The sequence below is a fragment of the Thiothrix litoralis genome, from assembly GCF_017901135.1.
Lineage (GTDB): Bacteria > Pseudomonadota > Gammaproteobacteria > Thiotrichales > Thiotrichaceae > Thiothrix > Thiothrix litoralis.
In genome coordinates this window covers 3,070,109-3,086,618 of record NZ_CP072801.1, presented here as the reverse complement: position 1 = coordinate 3,086,618, position 16,510 = coordinate 3,070,109, and the positions used below count along the sequence as shown (strand labels likewise).

General features: G+C 51.9%; 13 protein-coding genes. 4 read left to right on the top strand and 9 right to left on the bottom strand.

Annotated elements, in window-relative coordinates; all coding sequences use genetic code 11:
* Window positions 1–56: 56 nt before the first annotated feature.
* The 9 genes from J9253_RS14980 to J9253_RS14940 all read right to left on the bottom strand — a co-directional run bounded on the left by J9253_RS14980 (window position 57) and on the right by J9253_RS14940 (window position 9,585).
* Complete coding sequence (locus tag J9253_RS14980; protein WP_210221717.1) at window positions 57–2,237, bottom strand: 3'-5' exonuclease; 2,181 nt, start codon at window positions 2,235–2,237, stop codon at window positions 57–59.
* Window positions 2,234–2,608: a response regulator transcription factor gene (locus J9253_RS14975; protein WP_210221716.1), complete on the bottom strand. Its 375-nt coding sequence runs from the start codon at window positions 2,606–2,608 to the stop codon at window positions 2,234–2,236. The genes J9253_RS14980 and J9253_RS14975 overlap by 4 nt, the downstream gene beginning before the upstream one ends.
* A 24-nt stretch (window positions 2,609–2,632) precedes the next feature.
* On the bottom strand, window positions 2,633–5,284 hold the full coding sequence (locus tag J9253_RS14970; protein WP_210221715.1) for a sensor histidine kinase: 2,652 nt from the start codon (window positions 5,282–5,284) through the stop codon (window positions 2,633–2,635).
* 3 nt (window positions 5,285–5,287) lie between these two features.
* Window positions 5,288–5,485 (bottom strand): hypothetical protein, encoded by a 198-nt coding sequence (locus J9253_RS14965; RefSeq protein ID WP_028489332.1) that lies wholly within the window; start codon window positions 5,483–5,485, stop codon window positions 5,288–5,290.
* Between the two features lie 131 nt (window positions 5,486–5,616).
* Window positions 5,617–5,823, bottom strand: a complete 207-nt coding sequence (locus tag J9253_RS14960) for a hypothetical protein (protein ID WP_210221714.1) — start codon at window positions 5,821–5,823, stop codon at window positions 5,617–5,619.
* 191 nt (window positions 5,824–6,014) lie between these two features.
* Window positions 6,015–7,085, bottom strand: coding sequence for a type I restriction endonuclease (locus tag J9253_RS14955; RefSeq protein WP_210221713.1), 1,071 nt, complete (start codon window positions 7,083–7,085; stop codon window positions 6,015–6,017).
* A gap of 125 nt (window positions 7,086–7,210) precedes the next feature.
* Window positions 7,211–7,981, bottom strand: a complete 771-nt coding sequence (locus tag J9253_RS14950) for an HvfC family RiPP maturation protein (RefSeq protein WP_210221712.1) — start codon at window positions 7,979–7,981, stop codon at window positions 7,211–7,213.
* Window positions 7,978–8,805 (bottom strand): HvfB family MNIO-type RiPP peptide maturase, encoded by an 828-nt coding sequence (locus tag J9253_RS14945; RefSeq protein ID WP_210221711.1) that lies wholly within the window; start codon window positions 8,803–8,805, stop codon window positions 7,978–7,980. Before J9253_RS14945 ends, J9253_RS14950 begins: the two co-directional genes overlap by 4 nt.
* Before the next feature lie 3 nt (window positions 8,806–8,808).
* Entirely contained in the window at window positions 8,809–9,585 is a 777-nt protein-coding gene (locus J9253_RS14940) for a hypothetical protein (protein WP_210221710.1), read from the bottom strand.
* A gap of 232 nt (window positions 9,586–9,817) precedes the next feature.
* Between J9253_RS14940 and J9253_RS14935 the strand changes: the two genes are divergently transcribed.
* From J9253_RS14935 to J9253_RS14920, 4 genes are all read left to right on the top strand, one after another.
* Window positions 9,818–13,753, top strand: a complete 3,936-nt coding sequence (locus J9253_RS14935; RefSeq protein WP_210221709.1) for a ribonucleoside-diphosphate reductase subunit alpha — start codon at window positions 9,818–9,820, stop codon at window positions 13,751–13,753.
* A gap of 85 nt (window positions 13,754–13,838) precedes the next feature.
* The gene (locus tag J9253_RS14930; RefSeq protein WP_210221708.1) at window positions 13,839–14,117 is read left to right on the top strand and encodes a hypothetical protein; all 279 of its coding nucleotides are present in this window, start codon (window positions 13,839–13,841) and stop codon (window positions 14,115–14,117) included.
* A 323-nt stretch (window positions 14,118–14,440) separates the two neighbouring features.
* Window positions 14,441–15,592: a DNA-methyltransferase gene (locus tag J9253_RS14925; protein WP_210221707.1), complete on the top strand. Its 1,152-nt coding sequence runs from the start codon at window positions 14,441–14,443 to the stop codon at window positions 15,590–15,592.
* The gene (locus J9253_RS14920) at window positions 15,589–16,440 is read left to right on the top strand and encodes a NotI family restriction endonuclease (RefSeq protein WP_210221706.1); all 852 of its coding nucleotides are present in this window, start codon (window positions 15,589–15,591) and stop codon (window positions 16,438–16,440) included. The genes J9253_RS14925 and J9253_RS14920 overlap by 4 nt, the downstream gene beginning before the upstream one ends.
* Window positions 16,441–16,510: the final 70 nt, after the last annotated feature.

Genomic DNA, 16,510 nt, shown 5'->3' with positions numbered 1-16,510 from the left:
CGCTCTAAAATTTAATTAATCAGATAAGCTAAGCTGAATCCAAGTCAAGGTCAACCCTAATATTTCAAACGCGCATAATAGGTTTTCTGGGCGGCTTCCCGCGCCTGCCCCAGCGTATAAATACCCATTTCCTCTAATAACGGGATCAAGTGCATAAACACTTCCGCCGTCGCCATTGCATCCCCCAGCGCCGTATGCCGCCCCAGAATGTTGATATTGAAACGTTCAGTAATCGCCTCCAGCCGATGCGATTCCTGATTGGGGTGCACTACCGCCGACAATAGCAGCGTATCCATCACCGGATGATCGAACACCAAGCCGGTGACTTTTTCCTTCACCTGCAAGCAACGCATATCAAACGCGGCATTGTGTGCCACCAGCACCGTGTCTTGCGCAAACTGATGGAAAGCAGGCAAAACCTTGTCGATCGTCGGCTGCCCGTGCACCATTTCCGGCGTAATCCCGTGAATCGGGATGGTAATCGCTGGAATATTACGTTTCGGGTCAACCAGTTGGTCAAAATTCTCATTGCGCAACAGCTTGCCATTCACAATCCGCACCGCTGCAATCTGGATGATTTCATCACCATTGGCCGGGTCAAGCCCGGTGGTTTCCGTATCAAACACCGTGAACGACAACTCGCTCAAACGGCTGTCTTCCAAAGAACGGCTTTGCGCGGATGGTTGGAACAGGTCGAAATCGTAATATTCCGGGCGGCTCTCATTCTGCACCAGACTGGCGGAATCGAGTTGCTCTTGCGGTGCTGCCAGCGGCAACAGGAAGCGGAAAAAGGTTGTGCCCGTCTCAGGCTCGCGTTCAAACCAGAACGCGCCACCGTGACGTTCCACCACATCCTGAATCGTCAGCGAGGTATCTTCGCCCCCGGAACGCATTGGATCATGTTCCCAACCCGGCACGACTTTATCGGTCAGCTTGGCGGCGCTTGGCGTCCAGCACAAATCGAGTTGGGCGCGGCCTGTACCCATGCTCAGGCGCAATTGCACCGTGCTGATCACGCATTCTTGCCGCAAACGTTCCGCAAGGTAGGACAAAGCTTGCAACAGCGAGAAGCTTTCCACTTTCAGCCACAGCGAATCATCGACCCCGGCTTCCACCGCCGTCAAACCACCCAAGGCTTCAATGCGGCGGATGGCGGCGGCCACCAAATCCGCGCCCAGCATGTCTTCCAACGGCCAACGCAATACCGTGCTATCCAGCGCTGAAGACTTGAGTTCGCGCAAACGGTTGCCCAGCCCACCCGTTTCTTCCCGCAATACCGTCAGCAAGCGCTCACGCATCTCGGGTTCCACATCGGGGTATTCCAGCACGTCCAGCGCGGCCTGCATATTGCCCAGCGCGGCACGGCTGCGTTCGGTCAGGGTATGCAGGATATGATCCTGACGCGCCTGTGCTTCAAATTCGCGGGTAATATTATCCAGCATCAACACGAAACCCGTCATTGTCGCCGGAGCGGCGGTATCAGCTTCCTGCACGGCACGTACCGGCGCCATTTGCGCCCGCAACAACTGCCCCGACGGCGTGGTAGTAATGAATTGTGCGGAAGGCGCGGCTGCCCCACGCTGCAAACGGTGCTGGATATTTTCCAGCGCGTGCGCCACCAACTTACGATCAAACACGCCGTAAACCGAACGCCCCAAGCCGATCAACTCGCCACCGCCCGCCACACCGGGTGCTTGCGAGAGCTTGCGAAACTGCATCCGCGCCCGGTTGTTGTACAGCAAAATGCGCCCATCGAGATTGCACACCACCACGCTTTTGGTGAGTTCCGACATCAGCGCGGCGAGGCGGTTTTTTTCCTGTTCGGTATTACGAGCAGCCTCGGCAACCCGTACATCCATTTCTTCCCGCAAGGCTTCGCGTTGTTGCACCAACTGGTTAAACAAGTCGGTCAAGCGGCGGTTTTCGGCACTGCCGGTCGGTTCCAACTGGCGCTTAACGTTTGTACCCAGCAACACTTGCGCCTGTTCTGCCAAGCGTGCCGGGGCTGTCATGAAATACGACACCATCCAGCGCAAGGCTGCACCCACTGCCAGCAGCGACACTGCCCACATCAGCAGCAACAGCATGATGCGTTCACCCAGCGTGTCTTTGAGGATGGTGCGCCCCGCCTCATCCAGCGTTGACCAGATCAAGCCGCCGGTTGCCAGCAACCACACCAGACAAATCGCCCCAATACCGGCGACACCCATCACCACCCGCCAATCCACGCGCCTCATGCTGCACTCTCCAGCCATTCACGCACTTTTTGCGCCAACTCTTTGGTGGAAAACGGCTTGATCATGTAATCATTCGCCCCCATTGCCAGACCTTTGGCGACATCGGTATCGCGCCCCTTGGCGGTCAGCAACAGGATAGGCATGGCCTTGAAGGTTTCATCGGCGCGGATGGCATGGCACACCTCAAAGCCGGTCTTTTTCGGCATCATCACGTCCAGCAGCACCATATCGGGGTGCTCGCTGGCAATCAGGTCGCACGCTTCTTGCCCATCATGCGCCAATAGTACGCGGTAGCCCTCGCGCTTCATCAAGTATTCCAGCGAAATCAGGATGTTGGGTTCGTCATCTGCAATCAGTACAGTTTTAGTCATTCTAATTCTCCTCTCTCCATATAATTACCTCGGCAAGAAAAAGCTGAAGCAGGCTCCTCTTCCTGCTTGCGACGCCAGCCACATACGCCCGCCAAAATGCTCAACAATCTGGCGGCTAATGGGCAAACCCAGCCCCGTTCCCTGTTGGGAACCGGCAGCATTTTCCACTTGCCGGAATTTTTCAAACACCTGCGCGTGCTTGTCCGGGGCAATGCCCATGCCATTATCCTGCACCTCGACAGTAACACCGGCGGCGCTATCCCGCACCCGCACATCAATTTTGCCGCTGCCTTCGGGCACAAACTTGATGGCATTCGACAGCAAGTTCAGTACCACTTGCACCAGCCGATCCGCATCGGCACGTAAGGGCGCAAGCTGTGGCGGCAGCTCGGTCTGCAAGGCAATGCCACGTTCCCGGCAGGTTCCCGCCACGCTGTTGACTGCCTGTTGCACTATCTCGCGCATGTCCACGTCGCTGTTGTGCCATTCGGCATGACCCGCTTCGATCTTGGCCATGTCCAGCACCTGATTAACCAGACGGCTGAGGCGTTCGGTTTCTGCCACCACAATTCCCAGAAATTGCTGGCGTTGCTCCAGCTCCATCTCAGGGTCATCCTGCATCATCTCGGTCAGGGCGCGGATCGAGGTCAGCGGGGTACGCAATTCATGGGTCACGGATGACATGAAATCATCTTTCAAATGATCCAGACTTTTAAGCTTTTCGAGCGCAACCCGCAACTCCGAAGCCTCTTCCAGAATACGCATCACATCATCCAGCTCCAGCGCCTCCTCTTCCACCACGGAAGCCACCATGACCCGCGCCGACGCGCTGCCAATCGCACCCGTTAACTGCGTCTCGACAAAGTGTACCAGTTTCGCATCAGCGGGTATTTGCCCTATATCATATACACCGACTTGCTGGGCATAATCGGCAAACAAGCGTTCCGTCTTCGCCTCCCCTAGAAAACGCCCGGTCAGGTGCAACAAATCGGTGACTTTCGCCTGCCCCTGCCAGAACACCGGGTGCGCCACAGAGGTACGCTGGAACACATCCACAAACAGCAAGGCTTGGCTAGCTTCCCGCGCGGCCGGGCGTTGCCACAACGATACCCACACATACGCGCTTATATTGGCAAACAAACTCCAGAACAGAGCATGGCTCAAGTTATCCATCCCCACCAGCCCCAGGAACGCTTCCGGTTTCAACCAAGCAATCCCCAACGGGCCATACTCTAAGAAATCCGCCGACACCCAGCCCGACTTCGCCAACGACGGCAACATTAGCGTATACGTCCACAACACAAAGCCCGCCAGCAAACCCGCCAATGCCCCGTTGCGCGTACCGCCTTTCCAATACATGCCGCCCAATACCGCCGGAGCAAACTGCGCCACCGCCGCAAAACTGATCAAACCAATGCTGACCAGCGCGTAAGTATTGCCCGCCAAATGAAAATACACATAGCCCAGCAACAAAATCAGCACAATCGCGGTACGGCGAATCCCCAGCAACAAGCCGGTCAAATCCCCCCCGGAACGTTCCCCAAACCGCCGGGTACGTAACAGCAAAGGCATCACCAAGTCATTGCACACCATCGTTGACACCGCAATTGCCTCCACCACCACCATGCCGGTGGCAGCGGAAACGCCACCCACAAACGCCACCAGCGCCAGCCAGTTATGCCCCTGCGCCAAGGGCAACGACAACACAAAGGTTTCCGGGTCAACCGTGTCCACCCCGAAATACAGCAAGCCCCCCAAGGCAATCGGCAGCACAAAAATATTGATCAGCAACAAATACAGCGGAAATACCCATACCGCCCGCCGCAGATGGCGCTCATCCACATTTTCCACCACCATCACCTGAAACTGGCGCGGTAAAAACACCACCGACAACATCGCCAGCAGCGTCAACGTAAACCACTGCGAATAGGCAAACGGCTGCCCCTGATCAAACGCCAACAAATATTTCAGATTATCTTGCGCCAAGGCTTGGCTGAAAATATCGCCCATGCCGCCAAACATGCCGTAGGTAACAAACGCCCCCACCAGCAAAAACGCCAGCAATTTCACCACCGACTCAAAGGCAATTGCCGCCACCATGCCCTCGTGACGTTCGCTGCTATCCAGATGGCGCGTGCCAAACACAATCGTAAAACCCGCCAGCGCCAAGGCCATGTACAACACCCCATCCGCCCACCAGTCCGCCGGTGTTGCCATCGACTGCCCCACCGGTAAGGTCAGCACGGCATAGCCGCTGGCAATCGCCTTCAATTGCAGCGCGATGTACGGCACGATCCCCACCACGGTAATCAGCGTCACCAGCCCCGCCAGCAACGGGCTTTTCCCGTAACGGCTCGCCACAAAGTCCGCAATGGAGGTAATCCGGTAAGTCTTGGCAATACGGATCATCTTGCGCACCACCAGCCACGCCAGAATCATCGCCAACATCGGCCCCAGATAAATCGGCAGAAACCACACCCCGGCATTCGCCGCCCGCCCGACGCTACCGAAATATGTCCACGCCGTGCAATACACCGCCATCGACAGCGCATACACCCACGGGCTGGCAATCACCGAACGCCCCGCTTCCGCCCGCTTATCACCAAAATAAGCCACCGCAAACAGGATCAGTAAATAAGCCAAGGTCACGCCAACCACCAGCGCAGGTGCTACCATCGGCTAGCCCTCCCTCGTTTCCATCACCCACGCCAACGCCGCGATCAGGGCTGCCCACACCACAAACAAGCCGAGCGGAAACAGCGGGATACCCCAGACTTGCACTTCATGATCCCACAACATCAGCAGCGGAAAATTAAACAGCACCACGCCCGCCGCGAACAGCGCCAGCAAACGCTGGGAAGTCATTCCTTTCAACATAAGCACTCCTCCTAACAGCCACTCAGTTCACGCAATAATGGCGGAATGAGGGATTGTACCGGGTTTCTTAGGTCTGACCCACCAACTGATTAAAAAGGTAGCAAGTGTCTGCATGGTATCAGGGCTTGTCGTCATGGTCGGCAGGCGGCGTTAGCGCGGATCAGGGCATCAACCTGTTCCTTGCTGAGTTTACCCGTGGAGTTCATGGCCTCTTTGGCGACTTCTTGAACGCTTTGGGTTTCGGTTTCCTTGGCTGGGGGAATTGCCGTGCAGCCGTTGAGCAGGCTTAACACAGCCAAAACAATGAGTAGGGCGGGAAGTTGCGAAGTGATATGCATAGGGGGCAATGCCTTCAATAAGGAATGTACTCTCTAGATAGCACATTCCATTGATCAGTAAGCATAGAAGTTACCGATACTGGCACGTATTTGCTGATAGAAGGCGAAATTGCTTATTGGGCAATCTCCATTATTTTTCCATATTTGCCGCTTAATTTACGTTGGTTGCCCATCGCAATCATGAGGGCTTTTTAAGCTTCATAACCTTTGACTGTTGTCAGCATCCGGTCTGCGTGTTGGTATATTTCGTCCAAGTTCTTAATGGGGATGCGTTGCTCTTGTTTTTTATCAAACACAGCCAAGTATTTCTGGGAATTATTGAAGTAGAGTCGGCAAATTGGCTTGCGGTTGTTGTCGTCCAGTAATACCCCACAATAGCTTTGGGTATCACGCATGGTTACGCGGCTGGCATCGACTGCTTGGCGCACGATTGCTTTTACAATTTGGTGACCTTCAATCTCTTCTGCTGTCGTTACGATCCAACCTTTAGTGCTTGGTTGGTGCTCGGTTTGCAGTGTGTCTACCCCAAGCAATGGCTCAGTTTTGTCTGGTGTGGTCAGTGTGTCTTTCCGGCATTCATCCATTTTTTCGTCTAGAAACTGTTGGCAGGCGGCGTGGATGATCGGCTTGAACATTTCAAGAGCGGGCGCAGTCATCCGCCCATCATGGACTTTTGAGGCGACGAACTTGATAAAGTCGATACTGGGGTCAGCTATCTCATCTGTGATGATGCGTTTGGCCGCCCGCAAGTATTTCAAGCTGCTGGCTGTCGCAAGAATATTGCTAAGCGAGAAGGATTCTTTGGAGAATTTTTTCAGCTCTTCGACTTCGGTTTCCCGAAAGTTACGCAGGTCAAATTCAAAGAATGGGCGCGAGTCCATCTTGTTTGACTGTTCAAGGTCGGAATAAAATCGGTAGATTGCCCCATCGGTTAGTACACCAAGCCGAGAATCTGTCACCGTGAAGTAGCGGAACAATTGGGAGGCGTGTTCTTTGCTAAGATCAGATCCCAAGCATTTGCATTCGATTAGCATGACGATCACGCCATCCTTTTTGATGGCATAATCGACTTTCTCTCCTTTCTTTATACCTACGTCGGCTGTGAATTCTGGTATCACTTCTTCAGGGTTGAAAAGATCGTATCCCAGCAATTTGATAAACGGCAGTATCAGAGCTGTCTTGGTGGCCTCTTCTGTTTTGATGTGGTCTCTTTGCGTTGCTATCCGATGTGCCAAATTCAGCGCCAAGCCAACTGTATCCATCTCTAATCTCCCCTTAACCCCAATAAATAATATGTATGGATAAAAAATATACCATAAAGTTCAGCAATCAAGCAGCAAAACAGAATAGGGAGGGAATACATTTACTGAACGTTGAACGTAATTGATTAATTTCTGAATACGCCCAGCACAACATCTTGGGTTTTGAGTTGTGCAAGAATTTGCTGTCCAAATGCCAAAAGTTGCTCAGGCTCAGGGTGCTGCATTTCTTCGGCAAGCTGGAAAATGGCCTCGCGGGCGCTCAGCTTTTCCTGCAACAGTTGTACCAGCCGGGCAGTCGCGGGATTCAGCGTAACAAACTGGATTGTATTCTGCTGGTCGCGCAAGACGATCAGGTGGGTAGGTTCCGGCTCAGTCGGCTGGTTTTCCGCGCTAATGCGGTGTACTGGGTACTGATAGCTTTGCAGCACCATCACCGGGTTTAGTGCGGGAATGCCTTCCAGCAAGTCGCCTTCCGGGTCGATAGTGCTCCAGTCGATCACGCTATTATCCAGTGTCAACGGAATCTCCACCCACTCGTAATGCGCCAATTCCAGTAGAAACGGCACGCTTCGACTGCGCTCAGCGAACGCGCTCGATCGGTCACTGAGCGAAGCCGAAGTGAGCCATTCCACAAATTCTGCCGAAATCTCGCGGAAATACGGCGTAGTACAGGCATGTTCCGCGTAAAACTGCCGTACCAAGCCGTTCCATTGCGTGTCGTCAAGAAGGCTGCGTACCACCGGAAAGCAGCTACTGAGGAAGTCTTCCACATTGTTGAACAGCAATTCCACATACACCCCGGCACGTTCGGCATTCACGCCTTGTGGCGGCGGATTCAGCTCGGGGTTGCGCAAGTGGGCAGCAAAGCTGCGTTGGTACTGTTCGGTGGCATTCATGCGGCGTGTTTCCGTTGCAAGCGGGTGATGTGCTCGATTTCCGGCAGCAATTCTTCCAGCGGCGGGATGTGGTAATCGCGCTCCAGCAGGGTGGGGAATACCCCGAATTCGGCGTAGGTGAAGTCCAGTAATTCCCACACCGGGTCGATGACGGGTGCGCCGTGGGTATCAATCAGCAGGTTTGCTTCTTGCTGGTAATGCCCGGCGGTGTGTATATAAACCACCCGTTCCTTGGGCAGTTTGCGTAAGAATGCGTAAGGGTCGTAAGCGTGGTTGACGCTGTTGACGTAGACGTTGTTCACGTCGAGATGCAGCAAGCAGTCGGCTTCTTCTAGCACGCTATTGATGAAGGTGGCTTCGTCCATCTCGTTGATGGGGGCTTGCAGGTAAAACGAAGCGTTTTCAATGGCGATTTGTTGCCCCAGTACATCTTGCGTCTGGCGGATGCGGGCGACAGTGTGCTGAATAGCGTCTTGCGTAAACGGGATGGGTAACAGGTCGTACAATTGCCCGTGGTCAGAGCACCACGACAGGTGTTCGGTATACAGCGGAACCTGATGTTCGTGCATGAAGCGCTTGAGATCGTGCAAAAATGCCAGATTCAGCGGGGTTAAACCACCCAATGATAGGGAAAGCCCATGGACGACAAACGGGAAGCGTTCACTGAAAGCCCGCAGGCGTTTGGCGCTATCGGGGTCAGTGCCTATCCAGTTTTCCGGGGCGATTTCAAAGAAATCAATGCAGTCGGGGACTTGTTGTTCCAGCGCGATCAGATGGTCGCGCCGGAAACCTAAGCCTGCCCCGTGTAAGTCAGGGCTGTGCATGGCTTATTTATTTTCTTCAGTTGTAGCCGGAGTCGTTGCTGCCGGAGTCGCTGCTGCCGGAGTCGCTGCTGCCGGAGTCGCTGCTGCCGGAGTCGTTGCTGCCGGAGTCGCTGCTGCCGGAGTCGCTGCTGCCGGAGTCGCTGCTGCCGGAGTCGTTGCTGCCGGAGTCGTTGCTGCCGGAGTCGCTGCTGCCGGAGTCGTTGCTGCCGGAGTCGCTGCTGCCGGAGTCGTTGCTGCCGGAGTCGCTGCTGCCGGAGTCGCTGCTGCCGGAGTCGCTGCTGCCGGAGTCGTTGCTTCCGGTGTAGTCGCAGCAGCAGCAGGGGCTACGGCGGCAGCATCGGCTGGCTTAGCTGCGTCGTCAGCTTTTGCACCACCGCACTTGGCTTCTTTGCCGCCACATTTGCCTTCACCCATTTTGCGGTGCAGCGCTTTGCGTTCAGCAGCATCAAGCGAGCCATTTTTGTCGGCATCGGCTTCAGTGAACATTTTCTCATGGTGAGCCATGAATTCTTCTTTGGTGACGATGTTGTCTTTGTCAGCGTCAGCCGGGCAAGGCATGTCTTCACCTGCTGCACCGTCAGCTTTTTTCATGTTGGCACCACACATGCCAGCGCCGCATTTCATTTCACCGCCCGCTTTGTTTTCTGCCAGTTGCATGTAGCCGTTGCTGAGGGTGTTGGCAGCAAACGGGTTTTCAGCCGTCGCGACCGTTGCACCTAATGTCAAAGCGGTTGCTAAAGTTGTACCTAAAGCGAGTTTCAGGGATGTACTTGTTTTCATAATCTCAATCTCCTTGGAGTAAAAATGTTGTTTTACGCTCAGTAAAACTGGCATAGAAGATTGTACGCAAAAACGACGCAAGTGGATGCAGGCAAGTCACTGTTTTGTAAAATCATCGAAAAAAGCAAGCAGAAATGGCGGGTATTTCGACCATATCTTGTGCTTGACCATCCTATAAGGCACATCCTATAGTGTTTGCTCAAAATAAACCGATATTAATTAAGGATTGTTAATGCAAGCTGCCGTCACCTTCAAAATCACCTCAAAATGTAAAGTTATTCGCCGTAATGGTCAGGTAACAGACTTCGATGGCAGCAAAATACAGGTTGCCATGACTAAGGCATTTTTAGATGTGGAGGGCAGTAATGCTTCGGGATCTGCTCGCATCCACGATAGTGTTGGTAAGTTGGCTGAGCAGGTGGTGGATGCCTTGCTGCGTCGCACCCCGGAAGGTGGCATGGTACATATTGAGGATATTCAGGATCAAGTCGAGCTTGCTTTGATGCGGGCAGGCGAACACAAAGTAGCCCGGAGTTACGTGCTATACCGTGCAGAACGCGCCCGTTTGCGTGCTGAAAAGGATGCCAAGAATAAGAAAAAAGGCAAGAAAGCCGAGAATGTTATCCACGTCAAAATGGCTTCCGGCGATTTGAAACCACTGGATGAAGACCGCTTGCGCAAAATCGTCGCAGAAGCGATGGATGGCTTGGAGGGTGTCAGCGCCGAACAGGTGATGACCGCAACCATGCGCAATCTGTACGATGGCATTTCCGAAAAAGAAGTGGCGACGGCTCTGGTGATTAGTACCCGTGTGATGATTGACCGCGAGCCGAATTATTCCCAGGCTGCTGCGCGGATGTTGATGGATAGCTTGCGCCGTGAAGCGTTGAGCTTCCTTGAGGGCCAGCATACTGAAGCGACCCAACATGAAATGATTGCGCTTTACCCGGAAGTTTTGAAAAAAACCATCAAAATCGGGGTGGAAGTCGAACGTTTGGCGGATGATTTGGGGCGTTACGACCTGGTGAGGCTGGGGGCGGCGATTAAGCCGGAACGCGATTTGCAGTTCACTTACCTTGGTTTGCAAACCTTGTATGACCGCTATTTCCTGCATCATGATGGCGTGCGTTTTGAGTTGCCGCAGGTGTTCTTCATGCGCGTGGCGATGGGTTTGGCGATTAACGAAGTCGAGCGCGAAGACCGAGCGATTGAGTTTTACAACCTGTTGTCCAGCTTCGACTTCATGAGCAGCACACCGACGCTGTTCAACTCTGGCACGTTGCGCCCGCAGTTGTCCTCGTGCTACCTGACCACGATTGGCGATAATCTGGAAGGGATTTACGACGCGATTAAAGATAATGCTTTGCTGTCAAAATACGCAGGTGGTTTGGGTAATGACTGGTCACGGGTACGCGGCATGGGTGCGCATATCAAGGGCACGAATGGTAAGTCGCAAGGGGTCGTGCCGTTTTTGAAGGTGGCGAATGATACGGCGGTAGCAGTGAATCAAGGCGGAAAAAGGCGCGGTGCTGTTTGTGCCTACCTCGAAACCTGGCATATCGACATCGAAGATTTTCTTGAGCTGCGTAAAAATACTGGGGATGAGCGCCGTCGTACTCATGACATGAATAGTGCGAACTGGATTCCCGATTTGTTTATGAAGCGGGTAGCAGCAGAGGCGGATTGGACATTGTTTTCACCAGATGAAGCCCCCGATCTGCATGATTTAACGGGGAAAGCATTTGAAGCACGTTACAAAGAATACGAAGCTAAAACTGAATGCGGCGAAATCAAGTTATTCCGCAAACTGCCTGCCTTGCAGTTATGGCGTAAAATGTTGGGGATGATTTTTGAAACAGGACATCCTTGGATTACTTTTAAAGATCCCTGCAATATCCGTTACAGTAACAAACATACAGGGGTTGTCCATAGCTCTAATTTATGCACAGAAATAATGCTGCATACGACTGACGATGAAATTGCCGTTTGTTTTCCAGCGGGTACACAAGTTTTAACCCGCGATGGACAGATGCCAATTGAGGATTGTGATGGACGCGAAGTGTTTGTTCCTTTTGATGGAAAACTTCAACGGCAATCCCGCTTTTTACAAGCACGTTTGTTAGTTCAGGGTGAGAAGCTGGTTTATGAATTAGTGACCAAAAGCGGCATTGTGATTGAGGCGACAGAAGAGCATCCTTTCTTGGTACAAATGCCAGTCGATCATGATAAGCCAAAAACCTATCAGTGGAAAAAATTGAAGGAATTACAGGCGGGCGATTTTATTGCTTGCCCAACGACTGAGCCTGTTTATGCTGAGTTGGGTCAGCAGGATACTGATTTCACCGCAGCCGGTTGGATGTTGGGGGATGGCTGGATGTCTAGCAGTTACGGTGTCTGTTTCGGCCCCCATGAGCAAGAAGCACAGCAATTTGTCTTACCTATTATCAATAAGTGGCATCAGGCTTCTGAATTAGGTAATAACACCCCTCACGGATATGTACCCAGACCTTATACCCAGCCAAACGGTGTAGTGAATTGGCATAGTCAACGGGAAGGTTTTATTCGTTATGTAGAGCAACGTTTCGGTTTTGTACGCGCAAAAGGCGGTGCTAAATACATTGGTTCTCCGATTAAAGTAGCCGAGCCGAACCAAATTGCTAGTTTTCTGTCCGGCTTATTTTCGGCGGATGGTTGTGTTATGACCGATGAGCGTAAAGTTAAAGGTGGCGTGACCGTTTCACTATCTTCTGCCAGTATTGATTTGTTGCGTGATGTGCAGTTACTGCTGAAGCCATTCGGTATACATGGGCGTATTCGTGGTTGTGAAGTGGGTGGGCGGGAAGGCCGTTGGCAGGGGCAATATGAAATTAAGGGCGCTGAGTCTATTTTGAATTTTGCCAAATTTATTGGTTTTAGTTTAACGCCAATCAAACATGTTAAATTGGTCGATAGTTTGCAGAGGCTTTCTACTAAAGCCGCTTTTCAGCATAGTGCTGTTGTTAGTATCGTGTCGAAAGGTATTAAGCCTGTTTTTGATTTAGCTTTAGCAGAAGATCACAATTTCTTGGCGAATGGTTTAGTGGTACATAACTGCAACCTTGGCTCGGTCAACCTGACCGCGCACGTTACTGACGGCAAGCTCGATGTGACGAAGCTGGAGCGCACCGTCACCACCGCGATGCGGATGCTGGATAACGTTATCGACTACAACTACTACAGCGTGCCACAAGCGCGGAAATCCAACCTGCGCCACCGTCCGGTCGGCATGGGCATCATGGGCTTCCAAGACGCACTGTACAAAATGAACCTAGCCTACGCGACGACTGAAGCGGTGGAATTCGCCGACCAAAGCATGGAGGCCGTGTCGTATTTCGCCATTCGTGCCTCCAGTAATCTCGCGGCAGAACGCGGTAAATACCCGAGCTACAACGGCTCGTTGTGGAGCAAAGGCATTCTGCCGATCGACTCGCTGGAACTGCTGGGCGAAGAGCGCGGCGAATACTTCGTCGTCGACCACACCCAAACGCTGGACTGGGACACACTGCGCAATCAAGTCAAAACACAAGGGATGCGCAATTCCAACGTGATGGCGATTGCCCCGACCGCGACTATTTCCAATATCTGCGGCGTGTCGCAATCCATCGAACCGACTTACCAAAACCTGTTTGTTAAATCCAATCTGTCGGGCGAATTTACCGTCATCAACCCGTATCTGGTGCAAGATTTGAAAGCGCTGGATATGTGGGATGAAGTCATGATCAACGACCTCAAATACTTCGACGGTTCCTTGCAACCGCTCGACCGTGTGCCCGATGCCCTCAAGGCTAAGTATGCCACCGCGTTTGAAATCGACGCCCGCTGGTTGGTTGAGGCCGCCAGCCGCCGCCAGAAATGGATCGACCAAGGCCAATCGCTCAACCTGTACATGAAAGAGCCAAATGGTACGAAGTTGGATAACCTCTACAAGCTGGCGTGGGTACGTGGGCTGAAAACCACCTATTACCTGCGTACTCTGGGAGCTACGGGCGCGGAAAAAACCAGCTCGGATGATTCTTCGGCGGCGGATAGCGTGGCGGGGATTAAGCGAGCGGCAAATCTGGTATCGGTAGGCTCGGAAGCGCCTAAGGCGTGTTCGTTGCTTGATCCAGACTGCGAAGCGTGCCAGTAGATTACTTTAGATTACTTTTTCAAGGCTTTGGTGCTTAAGACCTCGTGCCAAAGCCTTTTTCAATAGTAGGTCAGAGTACTTTAGTATGAAGATAAATTTAGCTCATTTACGTGAGCGTTCTACATCTGGTGGCTGGATCAACTTTGCAGTATTTGATGCGCGATGCAGTTCTGGTTCTAGCACCGATAATGCAAATCTATTAAGCCAGTTGGCAGCTAAAGCCCGGATGTCAGGGCTGCAAGTTGATCAATCAGCCTTGGCTTATAGCCAAGGTGGTCAGATTCGTTTTTATGGTGATAAGAATCTGGTGAGCTATCTTTCCCAGAATTTTGTGCCGCAGTGGACACATACGATAGAGGCGTAAATTGGATGATGGATTCGAATGCAAAAAATTAGACTCTACTTGAATACTTTGAGCGGTAACAAGTAGAGCCTTTAGGCGTTAACCTAACCCCAGTCAGAAGTTGGCGCTTTTGACTGGTTTTTGATCAAAGCAGGACGCTCATCACCCGCGTAGTTATACATTTTTGGAGAGCTTAGGGCAAATTCATTATTTGATAGATTGCTCTCTGATCTTCGATTAGCTCGAAGCCAGTGATGAGTATTTATGCTTTTTCTTCATAAGAATTCTATCATCTACCTTCACTCACTGAGGGTGGTGTCTTTTTGTTTGCAGGCTAACCCGGCATGAAAACCATTGGGTTGCTTGCCAGTGTTGATGATTTTGCTTGTCCAGTTGGTCAGGCAACTAGAGTTGTGCCTGCTACTCAAACTGAACGAGTGAATAATAAAAAAAATCAGCAAATTGTTACGACTTATCAACATAATACTGCCATTAACCCTTTGTTTTTGCAGGGCAACGCCCTGTCTGCCTTACGTGAGTTCCCTGCTGCAAGCATCGACTGCGTAATGACTTCTCCCCCCTACTGGGGCAAGCGTGAATACGAAAATGGTGGCATCGGTCAGGAAGCCGATTACCGCGATTACGTGAAAAATCTGGTTGCTATCTGTGCTGAAATTAAGCGCGTCCTGAAACCAGAAGGTTCCTTCTGGCTGAATCTTGGTGACAGCTACAACGGTAAAGGGCTGGTCGGTATCCCTTGGCGTGTTGCCTTTGAACTGACGGATAACCAAGGTTGGATTTTGCGCAACGATGTTGTCTGGAACAAGCTGAAGGGTGGTATGGACAACACTAAAGACCGTCTCGCCAATACCCATGAAAATGTTTTTCACTTCGTCAAGCAGGCTAAGGGTTACTACTACAACGCTGATGCCATTCGTTCCAAACCGCGTGAAACCAAAGTGGTCAATGGCGCAATTGTGTCTGCTACAGGTGTATCGGGTGTGCGTTACAAACGTCAGCTTGAACTTTCAACAGCATTGTCTACGACTGAAAAAGCTGCTGCATTTACCGCACTTGACAATATGCTGGGAGAAGTTCGTGAAGGCCGTCTGGCCGATTTCAGAATGGTTATTCGGGGGCAGCAACGCACTACCCATTCAGATAGTGAAAAACTCTCTGGTCGTGCCAAAGAGTTGCGTGACAAGGGATTCTATTTCCTCAAATATCACCCCAATGGCAGCAAGCCCAGCGATGTGTGGGACATCCTTCCCGAAGATACCCAAAACAGGGAAAAGCACTTTGCGCCGTATCCGGTGGATTTGTGCCGTATCCCGCTATTGGCAACTTGCCCTGAAGGGGGTATCGTGCTCGACCCGTTTTGCGGAACAGGCACAACCCTCGTAGCGGCGCAAAGCCTGAATCGTAAATCCATCGGTATCGACATATCGCGGCGTTATCTTGAATTTGCTCAAGAAAGGTGTGGAAGGTTGTTATGAGTAAAGTGGTCGAATTATTTGGTCAGTCAGTCACCAAGCCTGAAGTAGATTGGAACGCGGTGGTTGCTGAACAGCAATGCGTGTATGCAGGCAAAAAGTGCTACAAGATTCGCAAAAGCGATCCAAGCACAGCCATCGGTTCTTGTGCGGTTTTATATGGAAAAGAGCCAATTCCCATCATTATTTGCCCGAACCGTTTGCTTGAACGTCGCCAGATATTCACCGATTGCCTGCACTTGCTAACGTTGCATGAACCGGGAAATGAGTTGCACATTGTTTCGGAAGTTGCCATTCCCGGTGGCAGTGTTGATTACTTTCTTGTTTCGGTAAAGAGCGGCAAAGTTAAGGATTTCGTCGGAATTGAACTGCAAACGTTGGATACGACAGGTACGGTATGGCCTGAGCGTCAGCGTTTGCTCAGGAAATTAGGTGTTCCTCGTGTTGATGACGGCGAAAGTTCAGACAAGCCATTTGGTATGAATTGGAAAATGACTGCCAAAACGATCCTTGTGCAGATGCACCATAAGATTCAGACGTTCGAGCATGTAAACAAGAAATTGGTACTGGTTGTGCAAGATAAACTACTGGATTACATGGGACGTGAGTTCAAGTTTGACCACCTTCATAACCCCGCAGTCATTGGCGATTCCATGCACTGGCACGCTTATCGTATGGATCGGCTGGCGGATCAGTCGTACAAACTTGTGATGGGGTCACGATTAAGCACGGATGCAGATGGCATTGGCCTTTGTCTTGGCTTACAGGCAGAGGCTCGGATTGAACTGGAGCAGATTATGCAAACGCTGCAAGCGAAACTGTCTACAACCACGCTTTTTGCCCCAGTGTAATTAGATATGAGCACATTCTGCAACCACGCAACCAGAACCTGCATCACCAAATGACCACCTGCCAGACTCA